Annotated in this window: 20 protein-coding genes and 1 riboswitch; of the genes, 5 read left to right on the forward strand and 15 right to left on the reverse strand. The window is 50.3% G+C overall.

All coding sequences use genetic code 11. The features are described from left to right. Window positions 1–13 precede the first annotated feature (13 nt). Window positions 14–892, forward strand: a complete 879-nt coding sequence (locus tag BJP58_RS16080) for an AraC family transcriptional regulator (RefSeq protein ID WP_194544655.1) — start codon at window positions 14–16, stop codon at window positions 890–892. A gap of 496 nt (window positions 893–1388) precedes the next feature. Here BJP58_RS16080 and rnhA read toward each other — a convergent pair whose 3' ends face one another. Both rnhA and BJP58_RS16090 read right to left on the reverse strand, forming a co-directional pair. Further along, a complete protein-coding gene (rnhA, locus tag BJP58_RS16085; protein WP_194544656.1) occupies window positions 1389–2051 on the reverse strand; it encodes a ribonuclease H in 663 nt (220 codons plus the stop codon). Between the two features lie 28 nt (window positions 2052–2079). Continuing rightward, the gene (locus BJP58_RS16090) at window positions 2080–2304 is read right to left on the reverse strand and encodes a hypothetical protein (RefSeq protein WP_054404324.1); all 225 of its coding nucleotides are present in this window, start codon (window positions 2302–2304) and stop codon (window positions 2080–2082) included. A 167-nt stretch (window positions 2305–2471) separates the two neighbouring features. Here BJP58_RS16090 and BJP58_RS16095 point away from each other — a divergent pair, with 167 nt between their 5' ends. After that, window positions 2472–3431 carry a helix-turn-helix transcriptional regulator gene (locus tag BJP58_RS16095; protein WP_194544657.1) on the forward strand — a complete coding sequence of 320 codons (960 nt, stop codon included), beginning with the start codon at window positions 2472–2474 and terminating at the stop codon, window positions 3429–3431. 76 nt (window positions 3432–3507) lie between these two features. Continuing rightward, window positions 3508–4029 (forward strand): DinB family protein, encoded by a 522-nt coding sequence (locus BJP58_RS16100; protein ID WP_194544658.1) that lies wholly within the window; start codon window positions 3508–3510, stop codon window positions 4027–4029. Between the two features lie 130 nt (window positions 4030–4159). Here the strand turns inward: BJP58_RS16100 and BJP58_RS16105 are convergent, their stop codons facing one another. The 9 genes from BJP58_RS16105 to ehuB are packed head-to-tail and all read right to left on the reverse strand — an operon-like array spanning window position 4160 to window position 10871. Next, on the reverse strand, window positions 4160–4690 hold the full coding sequence (locus BJP58_RS16105) for a DUF2179 domain-containing protein (protein ID WP_015737571.1): 531 nt from the start codon (window positions 4688–4690) through the stop codon (window positions 4160–4162). Beyond that, window positions 4687–5595: an ectoine hydroxylase gene (gene thpD / locus BJP58_RS16110; protein ID WP_194544659.1), complete on the reverse strand. Its 909-nt coding sequence runs from the start codon at window positions 5593–5595 to the stop codon at window positions 4687–4689. The genes BJP58_RS16105 and thpD overlap by 4 nt, the downstream gene beginning before the upstream one ends. Window positions 5596–5609: 14 nt before the next feature. Next, window positions 5610–6002, reverse strand: a complete 393-nt coding sequence (locus BJP58_RS16115; RefSeq protein ID WP_194544660.1) for an ectoine synthase — start codon at window positions 6000–6002, stop codon at window positions 5610–5612. Further along, window positions 5999–7291, reverse strand: a complete 1293-nt coding sequence (gene ectB / locus BJP58_RS16120) for a diaminobutyrate--2-oxoglutarate transaminase (protein WP_194544661.1) — start codon at window positions 7289–7291, stop codon at window positions 5999–6001. The genes BJP58_RS16115 and ectB overlap by 4 nt, the downstream gene beginning before the upstream one ends. A 16-nt stretch (window positions 7292–7307) precedes the next feature. Continuing rightward, entirely contained in the window at window positions 7308–7820 is a 513-nt protein-coding gene (gene ectA / locus BJP58_RS16125) for a diaminobutyrate acetyltransferase (protein ID WP_194544662.1), read from the reverse strand. 25 nt (window positions 7821–7845) lie between these two features. After that, window positions 7846–8703 (reverse strand): ectoine/hydroxyectoine ABC transporter ATP-binding protein EhuA, encoded by an 858-nt coding sequence (gene ehuA / locus BJP58_RS16130; protein ID WP_269468916.1) that lies wholly within the window; start codon window positions 8701–8703, stop codon window positions 7846–7848. A gap of 14 nt (window positions 8704–8717) precedes the next feature. Next, window positions 8718–9380, reverse strand: coding sequence for an ectoine/hydroxyectoine ABC transporter permease subunit EhuD (gene ehuD, locus BJP58_RS16135; RefSeq protein ID WP_194544663.1), 663 nt, complete (start codon window positions 9378–9380; stop codon window positions 8718–8720). Between the two features lie 2 nt (window positions 9381–9382). Then, a complete protein-coding gene (gene ehuC, locus BJP58_RS16140) occupies window positions 9383–10036 on the reverse strand; it encodes an ectoine/hydroxyectoine ABC transporter permease subunit EhuC (protein WP_194544664.1) in 654 nt (217 codons plus the stop codon). Between the two features lies 1 nt (window position 10037). Continuing rightward, a complete protein-coding gene (gene ehuB, locus BJP58_RS16145; RefSeq protein ID WP_194544665.1) occupies window positions 10038–10871 on the reverse strand; it encodes an ectoine/hydroxyectoine ABC transporter substrate-binding protein EhuB in 834 nt (277 codons plus the stop codon). Window positions 10872–11248: 377 nt separating this feature from the next. Beyond that, window positions 11249–11394: riboswitch (cyclic di-AMP (ydaO/yuaA leader) on the reverse strand. A gap of 717 nt (window positions 11395–12111) precedes the next feature. Between ehuB and BJP58_RS33640 the strand changes: the two genes are divergently transcribed. Then, window positions 12112–12774, forward strand: coding sequence for an exosporium glycoprotein BclB-related protein (locus BJP58_RS33640; protein WP_269468917.1), 663 nt, complete (start codon window positions 12112–12114; stop codon window positions 12772–12774). Between the two features lie 57 nt (window positions 12775–12831). Here the strand turns inward: BJP58_RS33640 and BJP58_RS16155 are convergent, their stop codons facing one another. From BJP58_RS16155 to BJP58_RS16170, 4 genes are all read right to left on the reverse strand, one after another. Further along, a complete protein-coding gene (locus tag BJP58_RS16155; RefSeq protein ID WP_127593874.1) occupies window positions 12832–13575 on the reverse strand; it encodes an SDR family NAD(P)-dependent oxidoreductase in 744 nt (247 codons plus the stop codon). Window positions 13576–13764: 189 nt separating this feature from the next. After that, the gene (locus BJP58_RS16160) at window positions 13765–14376 is read right to left on the reverse strand and encodes a flavin reductase family protein (protein WP_194544667.1); all 612 of its coding nucleotides are present in this window, start codon (window positions 14374–14376) and stop codon (window positions 13765–13767) included. Beyond that, complete coding sequence (locus tag BJP58_RS16165; RefSeq protein WP_194544668.1) at window positions 14373–15326, reverse strand: ring-cleaving dioxygenase; 954 nt, start codon at window positions 15324–15326, stop codon at window positions 14373–14375. The genes BJP58_RS16160 and BJP58_RS16165 overlap by 4 nt, the downstream gene beginning before the upstream one ends. 231 nt (window positions 15327–15557) lie before the next feature. Beyond that, window positions 15558–16637 carry an AI-2E family transporter gene (locus BJP58_RS16170; protein WP_194544669.1) on the reverse strand — a complete coding sequence of 360 codons (1080 nt, stop codon included), beginning with the start codon at window positions 16635–16637 and terminating at the stop codon, window positions 15558–15560. 224 nt (window positions 16638–16861) lie between these two features. Between BJP58_RS16170 and cls the strand changes: the two genes are divergently transcribed. Further along, complete coding sequence (cls, locus tag BJP58_RS16175; protein ID WP_194544670.1) at window positions 16862–18310, forward strand: cardiolipin synthase; 1449 nt, start codon at window positions 16862–16864, stop codon at window positions 18308–18310. The last annotated feature ends 92 nt before the right edge of the window (window positions 18311–18402 follow it).

Genomic DNA, 18402 nt, shown 5'->3' on the forward strand with positions numbered 1-18402 from the left:
ATGCGTGCTATCGATGAACGCTGACTATGTGCCGAGAATCAAACTGATGGGATTTGTCTCCTACAAGAACCCCTGGATTCATTTTAAGCGGAACACACACGAGTATATTCTGTATTTCGTGAAGAGCGGCGAGCTTCATATGCGGGAGAACGGCGTTTCCCATGTGCTCAAAAAAGGCGACTTACTGGTCCTTGAACCGCATTTGGACCACGAGGGAACCCAGAAGCATTCCTGCGACTACTACTATATTCATTTTGAACACCCCGATATTCGTCAAGCGCCCGAGCGTCCCTTACCCTTGCTGGCCAAGCAGTGGATCATGGGCGAGAACGAGACGGCAGGCAAGAACGACAGCAGGCAGCTATATTTCCCCAAGACCTGCACGCTAATCCAGAAAAAAAGCCTTCATCATATGTACCATGCCCTCGGCGAAATGCTGCAGCTATATAGGCGGAAGCACTTTAACCGCAGTTTGACCGCGCTCAAATTCATGGAAATGCTGATCGAGCTGTCCCGGGAGAGCCTGTTCGATGAGCTGGAGAAGAACAGCCCGCATACCAAGTCCTATATGAAGGTGCATGCACTGCTCGACTACATTCATGAACATTACGCCGAGAAAATCATCAGCTCGGATATCGAACAGCGCTTCGAATGCAATTATGATTACATCAATCGGGTATTCGCCAAGCTTACCGGTCATACGATCATGCGATATGTGAATCAGGTACGAATCAATCATGCAAAGGAATTAATCGAGGCCACGCACCTTAGCTTCGGTGAGATCGGGTATCTGACCGGCCTGGAGGATCCATTCTATTTCAGCAAGATCTTCAAAAAATACGTCGGCATGTCCCCGAATCAATACTATAAGCAGGTCCGCGAGAAGGAATAAGCTTGGCTTACCCGTTGCTGCTCCCTGCGTTATGGTCGTCGTATCGTCGTGGATAGAACAAGGAAGCGTTTAACGGTTGACCTTCGGCGTTGGGGATAACCCGCCACCCCTCCAAGTTAATAGGGAGTTATCCTTGCACTTCTCCACATTTGTTCACAAACGCTGGATAACTTCCTTGAAATAAAAAATCGGAAGTTCAGTTTGTGTGGAACGAACGGGGATAATGTTCATAACTCTGTGTATAACGAACTTATTCAAGATGTTATGCACAGTTCTTCCGATGTGAGGTAAGTCTTTTGTGTTAATTATCCACATGCGTTGATTTGGATTTTTCCGCATGAACCCGGAATCATGGCATATAAAAAAAAGCGAGAACAGGGAAGCCTCCTCCCTGTCTTCGCTTTTTAATAGTAAGGTGCCCGTCCGCTCATAAAGACGTCGATATCTAAAACCACCCTTTATATAGCTTCGAACGGCTCCCTTCTGCTCTCCCTCGTTACTTGCGCCCGTAATCGGCCTTAATCTCTCCCCAGCTCTTCGTTTGCCATTTCAGCACCTTGTTCTCATATGTATTGGTTCGAAGCCAGTGCTCGGCCCGGTCCACCAGATCCCAGATCTCTTGGGTTGACTCATCGCGCGGAAGCGTGGAGACCACCTTCTTCTGCTTCAGCCATTTGAGCGCATTCATGGAATCGCTGTACACCGTCTTGGTGCTGCCGATTTTCTTCAAATAAGCCAGTGCGTGGACGATGGCCAGAAACTCGCCGAGATTGTTCGTTCCCTTCGAAATCGGTCCGCACGAGAACAGAATATCTCCCGTCTGCGTATCCACGCCTTTGTACTCGACGGGTCCCGGGTTTCCTCGCGTCCCCACATCTACGGAAATGCTGTCATAATCGATCTCACCCGGTTCTTCGGCAGCAGTTGCGCTGTTTCGCTTGTAGTTTTTGGAGCCTGAGCTGCCCGATTTACCTCCGGACTGCTGCCCCCAGTAATTTTTATAACCGGCCGCATAGGCCTGTTCCGCTTCGCTCCGGGATTCAAACGCCTTGAACTTCGCACCTGTAAACTGATTGACCTGCTGCTGGCAGTCGCCCCAGCTTGTATAAATTCCGGGCACTTTACCTACCCAGACTACATAATATTTTTGCTTCGCCATCCTAAACCTCCATCCTGAACTAACCTCTCTAGCGTACTATATCACATCCTCCGAAACCAACAAAAAAAGCGCCATCGTCTCCGATCCGCTTTCTGTGTTTGATCTTATTCAATTGTTCCTGTTTCGTCGGCTTTACTCTCACATGCTGTGACAGCGCACTGTAATCTTCGTTGGTCTTTCTCATTGAGACGGCTGACCATGTTCCGGCACGTTCCGCTTTGCGGAGCGCTTTTTGCGTTTTGGTACGGGCCATAAGGCTCACACTCCTTGTATTATAGAATTCCCTTATATTGTACGGCAAAATGGATGGGAATGGAACAAAAGGCAGTCTGGGATTTCCTCTCCTTCTTCAGAAAACCTATGATATAATACGGAATCATTGGAGATTAGGCCAATTAAGATAAGAGGGGTTGAAGCGATATGAAACTAGAGCGGCTCATATCCATGATTTACATGCTGCTGAACAACGAGATCCTGTCCGCGTCTGCCCTGGCAGAGAAATATAACGTGTCCCAGCGAACCATATACCGCGACATTGATGCAATCTGCGCAGCCGGCATTCCCGTTGTATCGTATCAGGGAGTGAACGGCGGTTATGGCATTATGGAGCAATACAAGATGGACAAAAGCTTGCTTGGCTCCTACGATGTCAGCGCCTTGATCACCATCCTGCACAGCATGTCCACGGTGTTTGAGGATGAACGGGCCATGGATACCATTCAGCGTTTGCAGACCATTGATCGTTCCGCCAATTCGGCATCGCAGGGATTGTCCATGGATATCGGGAGCTGGCGCTCTTACAACGAAAGCCTCCGACTTCTTCGCCGCGCCATTACCGACAAGCATGTGATCTCCTTTCAATACATAAGCGCCAAGAATGAACGCATTCACCGTAAAGTCGAGCCCCTGCGACTCATGTATAAATTCGGCTCCTGGTATTTGTACGGTTTCTGCAGAACAAGGGCCGATTACCGCGAATTTCGAATTTCGAGAATATCAGAGCTGTCTCCCTCCGCCGAGCCCTTTTTGCACCAGCATTCGGAGGAGCACACGCACGGTCCTCATCTTCAAGAGCAAAATCCGCACGACCGAGGGGAGCAGCATCCCTGGGAGCCTTCATCCGATGCGATGGAAGTCATCCTTCACGTATCCCCCCGGGCCTTGGCCAGAGCGATGGATCAATTCTATGATGTACAGCGGGAATTTTTTGAAGACGGCTCGCTCCGTCTCACGTTCAAGGTCCAAGATCCGGATTCCTGGTGGTTCTGGTCGACCCTGCTAAGCTTTGGTGAGGATATCGAGATCATTGAGCCGGCTGGCTTAAGGACGCTCATGCAATCCAAATTAGAAAAAATGCTGCAGGTATACACAAAAGTATGACAGTCCGCTGTCATACTTTTTTATTTACAATGTTCCCAAGAAAGCAAAAACGAAGAAGCCAAAGGGGACGATCACGATGAATTATCCTGTAAAAATGTATGAGTACCATGTATGGGCCAACCAAGCGATATTCAACCGTCTGCTGGAGCTGCCGGGGGAATTGCACAATCAGAAAATAACGAGCATTTTCCCAACCGTATCCGAGGCGTTGATTCACATTTACACGGCGGATCTTGGATGGATCAACATTTTGTCCGGGATGGATATGCAGCAGGCTTTAACAGAGGCCTTCCAGCTTCGGGAAGAGCTTGAGTCCATTTCACTGGAGGACCTAAACCTCCGGTTTATCGAACTATCCGAACGATTCACGGCCTTTCTGGGCCAAAATCCTGACCTGGAACGGATGATCCGATTGGATAATCCTTATGCCGGGATCCGGGACACCCGCCTCTCCGAGATCATGCTTCATGTCGTGAACCACGGCACCTACCATCGTGGAAATATTGCTGCCATGATGCGCCAGCTCGGAAGCTCCTCCGCGATGACCGACTACGCTTTTTTTTGGTACCAGAGTGAACCGGAGTTGGTGCTTGCCTAAATAACTCGCAGCAATATCGGCAATCCCCTGATCCGAATTCCATACCGGTTCAGGCCGGCAAAAGCCGCAGCCAAAAAGCCTGCTCCGAACGGGTCCGAAGCAGGCTTTCCTGTTTCTAGTTAAAAGCGTGCTACAATTTGCGTCCCTCCGTCAATCGTACCCAGAAGCCGCCTTTAAAGCTCTTCGGTTCATGAGAGATAATGAACGCCTGCGGCGACATTTTGGATAGTGACTCCATCAACCGCCGCTCATTCTTCCGTTTCACGAGAACTTGAAGCACGAGCCGTTTGCCATCCTTACCGTCCGCTTCCCAGGCAGTCACGCCATACCCCTTCTCCCGCAGGTTCATCGCCAGGTTCGTCTCAACGGAATTCACGATAACCTGTACCACGATGTACCCGAGTGCCAGATACTCTTCGATCCGACTGCCGGCATATACGCCAAGGCCGAAGCCCAGGCAATAGGCCGCCATATTAAAGGGATTGTCCAGATTTTGCAGGACGAGATTAAGGCCGAGCAAGTAAACGAATACCTCCAGCATGGCCAGGAGAGAGGCGATCCCTCTCCTGCCTTTGATCATCAGAATCAGACGCAGCGAAAAGATCGAGACATAAACCACGTTGATGCCGATGATGGAGCCGATAAGTGACAGCGAGATCATAAAGAATCGCGGGTGGCGATGTACTCTGGTCTTGGCTTCTGGCCCGAATACGGCTGCTTGACCTTATTCTCCACGCTGTTGTAAACCATAAAGATATTGCTGCGCGGCATCGGCGTAATATTGCTGTTCGAACCATGCATAATATTGCAGTCAAAAATCACGATTGAACCGGCTTTACCGACAGGTGTGTCGATACCGCTTTTCTGCACCATGCGTGTCAGGCTGTCATGATCCGGAACGCCGTATTCCTGTTTGCGCAGGGAATCCTTGAAGTGATTCTCCGGCGTTTGGCCGATGCAGGCCACGAATTCCTTATGCGATCCAGGCACAACCATAAGCGGTCCGTTATAAGAGTAGTTATCCTCCAGAGCAATGGAGCAGCTCAAAGCTCTCATACGAGGCATGCCATCCTCAACATGCCATGTTTCGAAATCAGAGTGCCAATAGAACTCTTTGCCCGTGAAGCCCGGCTTGTAATTAATCCGCGATTGATGGATATACGTCTCGCTTCCCAAGAGATACTCCATGATCGCCAAGAGTCTCGGATGCCGGGACAGCTTCTTGAACACTTCATGGCTCTCGTGCACCGCAAAGACCGATCGAACTTCGTTCCCACCCGGCTCCCGGATCACTTCATCCTTATCCAGCTCTCTTGCCGATACCTGCAAACTGCGGGCTTCCGCCTGATATACCGACAGCTCCTCTCGACCAAAGAAGTCTTCCAGGAATAAATATCCGTTGCGCTCATAGAAGTCGGATTGCTCCTGCGTTAACGCAGCATCCGGTGTCCATTCCGAATGAACGACAGGATCCTGTCTCTTTAGGATCCGGGGTTCCGAATGCACTCTTGAAGGATAAACGTCCAGTTCTTTTTCCTGAAGGGCCGACACATGATTATTACTCATCGCATATCATCTCCTTAGTCCAAATTTGGGGCAAGCAGCGGGTAGGTTCCTTCCTCGTCATGAACTTCCGCGCCGGTAAGCGGCGGATTGAATACGCAAACCATCCGCATCTGCGAACGAGCTCTCAAATAATGCTTCTCGTGACCGTCCAGCGCATACATCATGCCTGGGGAAATAGGGTGCGTTTCACCCCCGACAATCTCGATTTCCCCCTCGCCTTCGATGCAGTACACGGCTTCGACGTGGTTTTTGTACCAGATCAGCGTCTCCGTTCCCGCCTTGATGAGGGTATCATTGAGCGAGAAGCCCATGCCGTCTTTTGTAAGCAGAAGCCTTCTCGAGTTCCATGTCTGGGTATCGATATCGTCTTTGGTATCCACGATCTCTTCCAAATATTTAACAATCATGACAACCTCTCCTCTGCTGCTAATTGTTTCATACTGTTCTCAAATATCCCCAATCCCTCTGCCAATGTGTTCATTTCAATCGTAAGCGGCGGCATTAGCTTTGCCACTTCGCTATACGGACCGGACGTTTCCATAATCAGTCCATGCTCGAAGGCCATCTCGGACAGCCTGCCTGCGAGCTCCGGCTTATCGAAAGCAACCCCCTGAATCATGCCTCTGCCGCGGATTTCGCCGCCGAGCTGAGGATAATCCTTCACAACGCCTTCCAATGATTGGCGAATCCGATTTTCCCTGATGCCGATATCAAGCTGAAAATCTTTCGTTTTCCAATAATTCAGCGCTTCGGCTGCGGCAACGAATCCGAGATTATTGCCCCGGAAGGTACCGTTATGCTCCCCCGGCTCCCAAATATCAATCTCCGGTTTGATCAGCGTAATCGCCATCGGCAAGCCAAAGCCGCCAATCGATTTCGAGAGGCATATGATATCCGGTTCAATACCGGCATCATCAAAACTAAAGAACGGACCGGTTCGGCCGCAGCCCATCTGGATATCATCCAAAATCAGCAGCATTCCCTTATCCTTGCAGATGCGCGCAAGCTTCTGCAGCCATTCCCGGCTGGCGGCGTTCAATCCGCCTTCCCCCTGCACCGCCTCGACGATCACTGCGGCCGGCAGCGGAATTCCGCTTCCCGGATCATCCAGAAGTTTCTCCATATATGCCATCGTATCCACGTCGTCACCAAAGTAACCGTCATACGGCATAAACACGGAGTGACTTAGATCCACGCCGGCACCCTGGCGCTTGAAGGAGTTGCCGGTTACCGCCAGCGATCCGAGCGACATGCCATGAAAGGCATTCGTGAAGCACAGAACGGTGCTGCGCCCTGTCACTTTACGGGCGATTTTGAGCGCGGCCTCTACGGCATTCGTTCCGGTCGGACCGGGAAACATCACTTTGTGATCCCACCCGCGCGGCTTCAGGATGATCTCCTGAAATCGGGTCAGAAACGTTTCCTTCGCACCCGTAGCCATATCCAGGCTATGCGTGACGCCATCCTTCAGGATGTAGTCGACTACCTTCTCGCGAATCTTCTCATTGTTATGTCCGTAATTCAAAGCCCCGGCTCCCGCAAAAAAATCAATGTATTCATTCCCCTGCGTATCCCACAGCTTCGCATTTCGGGCCTTGTCAAAAACCGTCTGAAAGCTCCGGCAATAACTTCTTACTTCCGATTCCAGCTTGTTAAACACAGTAAGCTTCGGTTTCTCCATGACTTGGTTGTCCATAGTTCCCTCCATTTGTTTAAATGTCATTGAAAAAGGGGCCAATCACGAATAACGGCTCATCTTCATGGGATGTTCCATCGGGGAACATCTCTGCTCCATAACCTACGGTTACGGTGCTGGGAATGGATTTCTCCTCGGCATAACCGAGAAACAAACGACGGGACGCCATGTTACTCGGCGATACCGTAGCTTCAATGTAACGGACGCCATGGCATGCCTTCTGATTCATCAGATTTGTCAGCATTGCCTTTGCAACGCCTTGCCTCCGATGCGAATTAGCAACGGCCACTTGCCATACGAACAGCGTCTCCGGATTGCGAGGAGAACGGAAGGCGGAAATAAAACCGATGATATCTCCTTCATGCTCGGCAATCATGCAGGTATCATGGAAGTAATCTCCAAGCAGCATGTAGCAATAGGGAGAGTTCAGATCAAGCGATCCGGTGTCGCGTATAAGCTCCCACACCCGGGTACCATCCCGGGCTTTCGGTCTTCGGTAAACAATTTCGATATCGGTATCCACAGCCATTCTATACAATCACCTCTTTCCAGAACTAATTTCCGTTTGAACGGAATCGCTGCAGGAAGCTCTGCAGCCGCTCGCTCTGGGGATTATCGAATATCTCCTCCGGCGTGCCCTGCTCAACGATCCTTCCCTCGGCTCCGAAGATGACGCGGTCCGCGATTTCCTTCGCAAAATCCATCTCATGCGTAATCAGCATCATGGCCATTTCGCCTTCCTCCGCGATTTCCCGGATGACCTCCAGCACTTCGCCGACCAGCTCGGGATCAAGCGCCGAGGTCACCTCGTCAAACACCATAACCTTTGGCCGCATGACCAGCGCTCTGGCGATGGCAACCCGCTGCTTCTGGCCCCCGGACAGATTGGACGGGTACATCTTCAATTTGTCGGCCAAACCGACCTTACTGAGCATGGAGACGGCCCGCTCCTCCGCCTCCTCCTTGGATAAACCCAGCACTTTGCGCGGGGCCTCCGTCACATTCCGAAGCACGTTCATGTGCGGGAACAGATTGAAATGCTGAAAGACCATGCCGACATTGCAGCGCATCCGGTGCAAATGCTTTTCATTGGCCCGAACCAGCTTGCCCTTCTCTTCCATATGCCAGAGCAGCTCACCATCAACCTCGATGGTTCCCTCGGTGGGTTCTTCCAGCGTCATCAGCATCCGGCCCATCGTTGTTTTGCCTGATCCGCTCGGACCGATCACAGCCACCTTTTCTCCAGGTTGCATCTCCAGATCGATGCCTTTAAGCACCTGTAGATCACCAAACGACTTGGTCACGCCGGTATATTTCACAATCGGCTTTGTACCCGTAGCGGTAACGGGATTTCCCTCCTGCTGCGGCACCTTCGACGCTTCCGCCTGCTCATCGATCACAACGGCATTCAATTGATTCCCTCCTTTTATTTTCCACGCTGTAGATTCATGCGTTTTTCCAGCCTTTGCACAAGCAATGAGGCGATATAACTGATGATCAGGAACAGAATCCCGACCATCGTATACGGTTCAAATGCACGGAACGACTGCGACACGATATTTTTGGCCGTCAGCATCATCTCCACAAGCGTTATGGCGCATAGAATCGGCGTCTCTTTAAACATAACAATCAAATAATTACCGAGTACCGGAATGATCGGCGGCACCGCTTGCGGCAGGATAATACTTCGCCAGGTTTGGGCTTTCGTGTAATTCAGTGCTGTGGCAGCCTCCCATTGTCCCTTCGGCACTCCCTCGATTCCGGATCGGTACACCTCGGACAGATATGTGCTGTAATGCAGCCCGAGACCGATCACCCCGGCATAGAAGGCCGGAATGGAGATTCCGGTAAGAAGCGGCAGGCTGTAATACAGGAAGAAGACCTGCACCAGCAGCGGTGTATTGCGAATGAATTCGATCATTCCTTTGGTTATTAGTGACAGCACCTTAAACCGACTCCGCGCTGCAAAAGCAAGCAGCAATCCGATGATCAATGCCACCGCGAAAGCGCAGATCGTCACCCATACCGTCATTTTTAATGCACTCAAGAGCTGGGGCAGGATATCCCATACATAGTTCCAATCCCACATGACTATAACCTCCCCGCTGTCCATTTACGCTCCAGCAGTCGAACTGCCAGCGAAACGAGCGTAGCAATGACAAAATACATGAGGAGCAGCAGCACCAGAATCTCGGTCGTCCAGGAGATGTAATTATTGCGGAGCACCATCGCCTGATACGTTAAATCCGCCATCGTGATGAAATAAACCAGTGAGGTGGATTTGATGAGCTCCACAAGCTGATTCCCGAAAGGGGGAAGCATTCGCAGGGACGCTTGAGGCAATATGACATTCCACAGTCTTTGCCAAGGCCTCAGATTAAGCGCTACAGCGGCTTCCCATTGTCCTTTCGGAACGGCCAACACGGCGCTGCGAACGATTTCCGAGCCGTATGCGCCGAAGTTCAACCCGATCGCGAGGATCGCAGCCAGCATTTTCGGAAGCTCGACGCCGATGAACGGAAGGGCGAAATACAACCAGAACAGCTGCACCAGCAAGGAGGTCCCCCGAAAGACTTCCACGTACACGGCTGTCAACGTGCGAATGATCCACAGCTTCGACAGTCGGCATAACCCGGCTGCAAAGGACATCACGACCGCAAGAATGGCTGAAAAGAAAGCAACTACAATCGTGATCTCCGCCCCTTTCAACAGCGTAGGGAGAAAATCAATCCACGAATTCGGCATGCTATTCCCCGCAAAGGGCAGCGGCCGTCATCTCGCCCGGGAGCTCTTCTTCTGTGAACCCGAACTTCTGCAAAATTTCCAGCAGCTCGCCCGACTCCTTCATTTTTTGAAGCTCCGCATTATAAGCCTCCTGGAACTCGGTATCCGCTTGGCGGAAAGCCGTAGCTCCATAACCGCGAACGCTTTCGCCGTCGATGACCGGCTGCTCGAAATCAGCCACGCGTTCGATGCTGTCGTCGCTGGCCGAATCCAGCATCGCCTGCAGGGACGGCCCCGTCATGGTAATTGCATGCACCCGGTCTGCCTGAAGGGCGCTAATGGCCGAGGCTTGATCGGGGACCTGCACAATCCGGTCCGTAGGAATGCCGGACTTTTCCATATAGCCGATTTCGACCGCACCGGTCATAACGGCGACCTTAGCTTGGTCATGATTGGCAATATCCTCATAACTTCCGAGTCCCAGCGGATTCCCTTGCTTCACCGCAATGGCTTCCCCGATGCTGTACTCCGGATTAGCAAACAATACGGCAGAGCAGCGATCCGGATTAATGAACATGCCTGCGGTAATTAGATCAAACCGCTCGGCCTGCAGTCCGGCAACCAGCGATCCGAATTCCGTAAGCTCTCCCCTCATTTCCTTGATGCCAAGCCGCTCCAAAATAACCCTCGCAATCTCAACCGCTTCTCCTGTCAGCTCCCCGTTGGCCTCTTTATAGGCATAAGGCTTCTCATTCGCAAATCCCACGGTGATATACCCCTGCTCAATGGCTTGCTCCAATGTACTCCCTTTGTCGCCGCAAGCCGCAAGCGACACCCCCATAATCAATGACAACATCAGTACAACCACTCTCTTCAAAACTTCCCACAACCTTTCATTATGACTTTGGTATTCTTAAAAATGGCATGTTGAAATTATCCATGTTAACCCATATGTTAACTGGGATTTAAGCGTATTCAGATACCTTGCATGGGTCGGACCTTCAGGGAAGATGATTCATCCATCTCCTTCCACGCTTAAACCCAATGCCATCTGACCGATTTAATTGGTTTTGGTTAAACATTTGCAGGCCTTGCCCCTCCTCTTTAGCAGAATACAAAAAGACCACCAAACAGGGGATCTAGACATAGCTCCGCCAGCAGGGGGTCAAAAAATAGAGAAAAGGCCCCTAAAGAGAATTAAGGGCCTTTGTTATGAACATCCATTATGTATGCAAGACCCATCCACTGCTGACGAGGTTAGCTGACGGACTCGGGTAAGATGGTACCCTACACTCGTGATTCCAAGTGACTCGCCCCTGATGAAACTGGTTCCCCCGCTTTCCGGAAAATGTATGCCGGAAACTAAGCGTGTGTCCATGATAAAGGGAACTTCAGGAAAAGTCAAACCCCTTTAACCGCTTTTTCTGGAAATTCAGAGGCGGAAGTTCCGCTCTTCCAGGGCCTATGACAAGCATGAAAAATGCCTCATTCAAGCCTCTCCCCCAACGATGCAGTAATTTTATTCCAGTCTCATTTTTCGCTATATAGCAGGCATTTGCCATGCCTCCCTTACTCATTCATGTGGTGGATCGTTTATGCCATGAATTACATTCGGATTGTGAAAGCTTTCCCCACACATTTACGGCGTAAATACGGCGCAAATTTTTTTTTGAACCGCTGCGTACCGAGCCTATGAATATCGTAGGGAAATCCGAAATTCATCCTATAGTTTTGCTATTCGTCAATAGATGAATGCCTCCGGGGCTAGCGTACATTCTGGAAATTATAGGTGTTTATCTATCATTTATGCGCTATTAACCCATGCCGTACCGAGAGTATTTGCGTAGTATAGAACAAATCTAAAGGAGGTGCTTCATTTGGAACGTTCTTCTAGAAAGAGAAAATTGTGTGCTCTTAAAAAAATAGAGAAAAAAGTCATTCATGCGAAGAAAAAGCATTGCCCGTCTCATGGTCATGGTGATCATAAAGGCCACGGCGGTGGCATTAAAAAGCGTCGATGCCCAAGAGCTATCCGTGGACCTGTAGGTCCTCAGGGTCCTATCGGACCGGTTGGACCGGTCGGACCTATCGGGCCTGTGGGACCTGCCGGACCGACAACTGGTATTGCAGGACCTGCTGGACCTGCCGGACCTGCTGGACCTGTCGGGCCTGTCGGACCTGTCGGACCTGCGGGACCTACTGGAGCTACTGGGGCAACAGGGGCTACAGGAGCAGCCGCCGGAGGAGCCATCATCCCATTCGCATCCGGCATACCGCTTGCTCTGACCACCGTTTTAGGCGGATTAGTCGGATCCGTTGGTCTCGTAGGATTTGGTAACTCGGCCAATACGTTTACGCTGGCTGGCGGTACGATTGACCTCACTGGAGCCGCTGGAACTCTGCTTAACATGGCGTTTAACACGCCACGAGCCGGTACCATCACTGGCATCTCCGCTACCTTTAGCACTACTGTGGCGCTTTCCCTGCTGGGAACTACGGTTACAATTACAGCACAACTGTACAGTGCGCCGGCTACAAGCAACATTTTCGCACCGGTACCAGGCGCTCTTGTTACGCTGGCTCCGCCTCTTACGGGCGTTCTCGCTCTCGGTACGGTAAGCAACGGCTTCGTAGAAGGCCTGGCTATTCCGGTGCCGGCCAATACACGCCTGTTAATGGTATTCTCGGCAACCGCAGCTGGCGCAACACTTGTCACTGCAGTGGCAGGTTACGGCAGCGCTGGTGTCAGCATTATATAAGTTTCGTTTTCCACCTGCAAAAAAAAGCCCCGATTTTATATCGGGGCTTTGCTTTATTTACACGGCTGTATATCCGCCATCCACCAGCAAGCTCGTGCCTGTAATGAAGGACGCATCTTCACTGGCGAGGAACAACACGGCTTTGGCTACTTCTTCCGGCTGTCCCAAGCGGCCCATCGGATGAAGGCCGACCAGGTGCTGGGTGATCGCTTCCGTTCTTCCCTGAATAAGAGGAGTATCGATATATCCCGGACATACGGCATTGACCCGGATCCCTTTAGGAGCATAATCTGCGCTCATCGACTGGGTTAACAGCTTAACGCCTCCCTTAGCGGAAGCATAGGCGGTAACGCCCGCTTTTCCGACATGGCTATGGATTGAGCCGCAGTTTACGATCGCCCCTCCGGTTCCTTGGGATAACATTTGCTGGATTACATATTTATCGCACAGGAACACTCCTGTCAGATTAATATCAATCGTTCTTTGCCAGTTGTCCATCGACAACTGATCGGCAGGAGCATCATGAGCAATGCCTGCATTGGCGAACAATACATCGACACGGCCAAAATGCTCAACCGTCTGCTTCACCATATTTGCAACTTCCTGTTCTTGGGTTACATCCGTTTTAACGAACAGCGTTTCAAAGCCTGCCCCTCTTAATTCATCGGAAACTGCTTGTCCCCGGTCCGAATAATCCGCGATAACAACCTTGGCTCCCTCTTCCACAAAAAGCCTTACCGCTGCTTCGCCGATCCCGCTGGCGCCTCCCGTTACAATGACAACCTTGGATTCAAACTTCATTTGTCGACCACTCCTATTTTGTGAATTCATCATATCAGCCCCACATTCATGTAGAATTTGCATACTTCAGGCAGGATATTCCACAAGCCCCGTTTCTTTCATAGACCTACGTAGTATCGAATAACGGCTTATGAACGTTCACGACTTGATATTCGCTGCGTCCTAACCTTTTTATCCGCCCGTCCGTTGTTATACCGGCCGCTCGATCGTAAACATCTCTCCCAGTGCAGAATAGATGTTTCCCGCCATACGGCTGACAGGCTTCAACTTGGCAGCGTCAATCCGGCCTTGCTCGTATAGCTCCTCCGAAACATGAAAGCGGACTACGCGGGCAATCAGCAGATCAGCAGCAGGCAGCTGATCCGCGCCATTCAACGTGACCACCTGCTCCAGCACGCATTCCATGCGAATCTTGGATTCCAGAACGCCGGGAACCTTAACAACCTCGCTTACGACAGGGGTTAGTTTGGTTCGGTCAAGCTCACTCTCGTCCGGAGGCAGGTTCGCCGCCGTTTCATTCACGGCCTCAACGTTGTCTTCGTCCACGATGTGGATGACAAGCTCGCCGCTTTGCATGGCATTTCTCGCTGTATCCTTCGCCGTGCCGTTCTTCCGCTGAACGGAAACGGACAGCATGGGGGGATTGCTCGTCAGAATGGAGAAATAACTGAACGGCGCGGCATTCAGCACACCTTCCTCCGATAATGTCGTAACAAAAGCGATCGGCCGCGGAACAACGCTCCCGATCAGCAGCTTGTAGATGTCCCGTTCGCTTTGAGTATTCGGGTCTATGGATATCACTTGAGTTGCCCCTCTCCTGTATTTTTGACTTCTATAGGCTCCAGACCTTCCTCAATACGGGATCGCTCCGGTTCAAACAAGGCAGGAAGTTTCAATTGCTCCCCCAGCGAGTCCAGATCTTCATCCACCGTAAAGCCGGGCGGATCGGTTGCGATCTCAAACAAGATCCCCCCTCGTTCCCTGAAATATAACGATCTGAAATAGTTGCGATTCTTAATTTCTGTTGGCAAAAAGCCATGTTGTTTCACCCATTCAAGCCAATTGCCGTGCTCCTCATCATCTTGAGCACGCCATGCAATATGATGGGTCGTTCCAGCGCCTCCGGCTCCCAAAGGGATATCCCGCATCGGCAAATCAATCACGCTGCCGAAGGGCCCGGCTGACTGAAACCGTGCATAATTAACGTCCACTCCCATGAAGGTCAGTCCCATGACCTGCTCCAGCGCCTTCTTCGTTTCCTCCCATTTGCTGCTGAACAGGACCGCGCCACCAAACCCTTTGATCGCCGTATCCGGAGTAATACCGTCCACAGACCAGCCGTTATTCGGTCCTTCCTCCCGCTCAACCAGCTCAAGAGAAAGTCCATCGCGATCGGAGAACTGAAGATAATGCTCGTTAAACCGAAATGCTTTCATGACAGAAACGCCAAAGCTCCGCAGCCGCTGTTCCCAATAAGGCAGAGCACCTTCAGGGACAACAAATGTTGTATACCCAACCTGCCCTCCTCCACGTATCCCTCTTCGTGAAGCAGAAGACGGAAAGAAGGTGATAATGGTCCCCGGATGCCCCTCCTCATCCCCGAAATACAAATGGTAAACCTCAGGCGCATCGAAATTGACCGTCTTCTTGACCATTCTGAGTCCAAGCACACCCGTATAAAAATCAACATTTTTCTGCGGATCCTGCGCATAAGCGGTAATATGATGAATGCCTGCCGTTTGTAATGCCATATCCATCAACTCCTCATCGTTTCGTGTCCATACCGAGGTTTCCCTACATGATTTTCGGTTCGTATGATATACACAATCTTTAATTTTAATATCTTTAATTAAAGATTATATTTTTTTCATACCATTGTCAAGCGGCCCTTCACAGCCAGGACAGACAAAAAGCCGCCAAGAACGATTCCACGCTCTTAGGCGGCTCCAGTATGCAGCTTCGGCCACATGTCTATCCCGCGTTTATGCTTTTTGCCATTTTTCCTTAAAGAACAGCTGATACACTCTGGTTACGATAATCTTAATGATCATGTAAATCGGTACCACCAGCAGAATCCCTATAATTCCGCCCAGATCCTGTCCCACCAGAACCAGGATAATGATTGTAATGGGGTGAATTGCCAGTTGTTTGCCGAAGATATACGGACCAATCAGGTTATCCTGAATCTGCTGGGCTGCCAGAATGACAACAAGCGACCAGATCGCCGTCCCCGGGGATTGGATGAACCCGATGATCACAATCGGGATCGAGGAAAGAATAGCTCCAATAAACGGTATGAAATTCGCAATGACAGCGACAACCGTCAGCAGCAGCGCATAAGGCAAACCAATAATCAGGAACCCGATATACATCAAGACGCCCAGCGCCAGATTGATGAGGACCCGGCCCACGATAAACCCTTTGAGCGCGTTATTGATTTCATCCAGCACCGATGCGCCCACTTCCTTGAACCGGTTAGGTAGAAAGCTGACAATCATCTCCCCGAACTTCCCGCCTTCCTTCAGCATGTAGTACAGCATGATCGGGAACGTAAATAAAACGATGGCAAAATTCGAAACAAACGAAAACAGGTTCATAATATAATTCGTGAGGAACGTGAAGCCTTGGTTCAAATAATCGGTTAGCTGTGTAAGCGGATTGGAGTTCTCCGGGAATATATCCTTGAAGAAGCCGTTATTCTCCCATTCCTGCAGCTGCTCGCCAAGCTTTGCAAACAAAGCGGGGGCATTCTGTACAAGGGCCACGATCTGATCCCGCAGGGATGGCCATACTCCAATAATAAAACCTGTAAGGATACCTGCAAACACGACATATATGAGCAGAATGGCCAGCGAGCGATTTAGCTTGCGCTTTTCGAGATAATCAACCAGCGGCCTGAGCAGGTAATAGAAGAATCCGGACAGCATCAGCGGCACAAGGATGATCGAGAAGAACGAAAGTACCGGTCTGAATATAAAATCCACCAGCGACCCCAAATAAATAATAATGAGGACCAGGATCACGGCAAGACATAATTTGAAAAACTTGTTCATTTTCAGCAAAAAGCATGCCCCTTCTCCTATTTTTTCACCATCGTATCATGACCATGTATCCATATACAAATCGCTCCCATCTGCACTGTTCAGAGTGTCGGATCCTAAGGTGCTATCGCTTTTATAACCATTCCGTTCACTTCATCCTGGAGATATATACTTCTCCTAACGCCTCACGTATAATATGTAGGATTGCAAGGGTAAGGCTATAGTGTAGGAGGATATTATAAAACATGCATGTTACATCCATCATTCTTGGTCTGATCATCGTACTGAATATCGTGTTCTCCATGTTCGTCGTGTTCAGGGAACGGCGGGATGCCGGCTCCACCTGGGCATGGCTGCTGGTGCTGTCCTTTATCCCGATTCTGGGCTTTGCGCTGTACCTGTTGTTCGCCCAAAATTTAAGAAGAATCCGTCTCTTTCATTGGGATGATCTGCAGAAAACCGGAATCGAGAAGGTATTGCTGTCTCAAATGGAAGGAATGAATAAGGGAGAATACCCGTTCAGCAATCAAGCGGCTGCGGATAGCAGCGATTTGATCCATATGCATATCAACGAGAATCAAGCGATCCTTACGGACGACAACCACGTTGAAATTTTCACGGATGGACGCAAGAAATTTGAACGGTTGTTTCAGGATATTGAGGAAGCCAAAGTCTACATACATATTCAATACTACATCATCCGTCGCGACGAGCTGGGCAAGAAGCTGATATCCCTGTTGACCAAAAAAGCAAAAGAAGGCGTGAAAGTCCGGGTTCTGTACGACGAGCTGGGCTCGCGTCAATTAACCAAGGGCTTCTTCAAAGCATTTCGCGAAGCCGGCGGAGAAGCCGAGGCCTTCTTCCCGTCCAAGCTGCGCTTCATTAATTTGCGTTTGAATTACCGGAATCACCGGAAGCTGGCTATCATTGATGGCGATATCGGGTATGTCGGCGGTTTTAATGTAGGGGATGAGTACCTGGGTCTCAACTCCAGGTTCGGGTATTGGCGGGACACCCATCTGCGCATTCAAGGTGAAGCGGTCTATGCGATGCAGGTTCGCTTCATTCTCGATTGGAATCAGGCTTCGCACCATCACGATATTTATTATGAATCGAATCTGTTCCCCAAGATCGATTCGCCTGGCAATGTCGGGATTCAGATTGTGACCAGCGGTCCGGATTCCAGGTATGAGCACATCAAGAATGGTTATATCAAGATGATTTCGTCCGCCAAGAAATCCATTCATATTCAGACGCCGTATTTTATCCCTGATGCCAGCCTTCTGGATGCGCTCCGCATTGCTGCGCTGTCCGGCGTCAAGGTTCACCTGATGATTCCCGATAAACCGGATCATCCCTTTGTCTACTGGGCGACCTTATCCTATATCGGGGAAATGCTGAGAACCGGGGCTAACGTGTATCTCTACAATAATGGCTTCATTCATGCCAAGACGATTATCATTGACGAGAAGATTTCTTCCGTCGGCACGGCGAATATCGATGTTCGAAGCTTCAAGCTGAATTTTGAAGTGAATGCGTTCCTGTACGATGAGCATTTATCACAACAGTTGACTCACATCTTCCACCAGGATCTGCAGGTATCCAGCCAGCTTACAATGAAGCAGTATCTGGAGCGATCAAAGTGGATCAAGTTCAAGGAATCCATCTCGCGCTTGCTGTCCCCTATTCTGTAAAAACAAACCTTTAGCGCTGCCTCAACATTTAGCAATCCAGAAGAAATACGGGAGACTCGGACCGTTTATACTAAAGCCAAGGAAAACAAATC

It is taken from the genome of Paenibacillus sp. JZ16, from assembly GCF_015326965.1.
In the GTDB taxonomy this organism is placed as follows: domain Bacteria; phylum Bacillota; class Bacilli; order Paenibacillales; family Paenibacillaceae; genus Paenibacillus_AQ.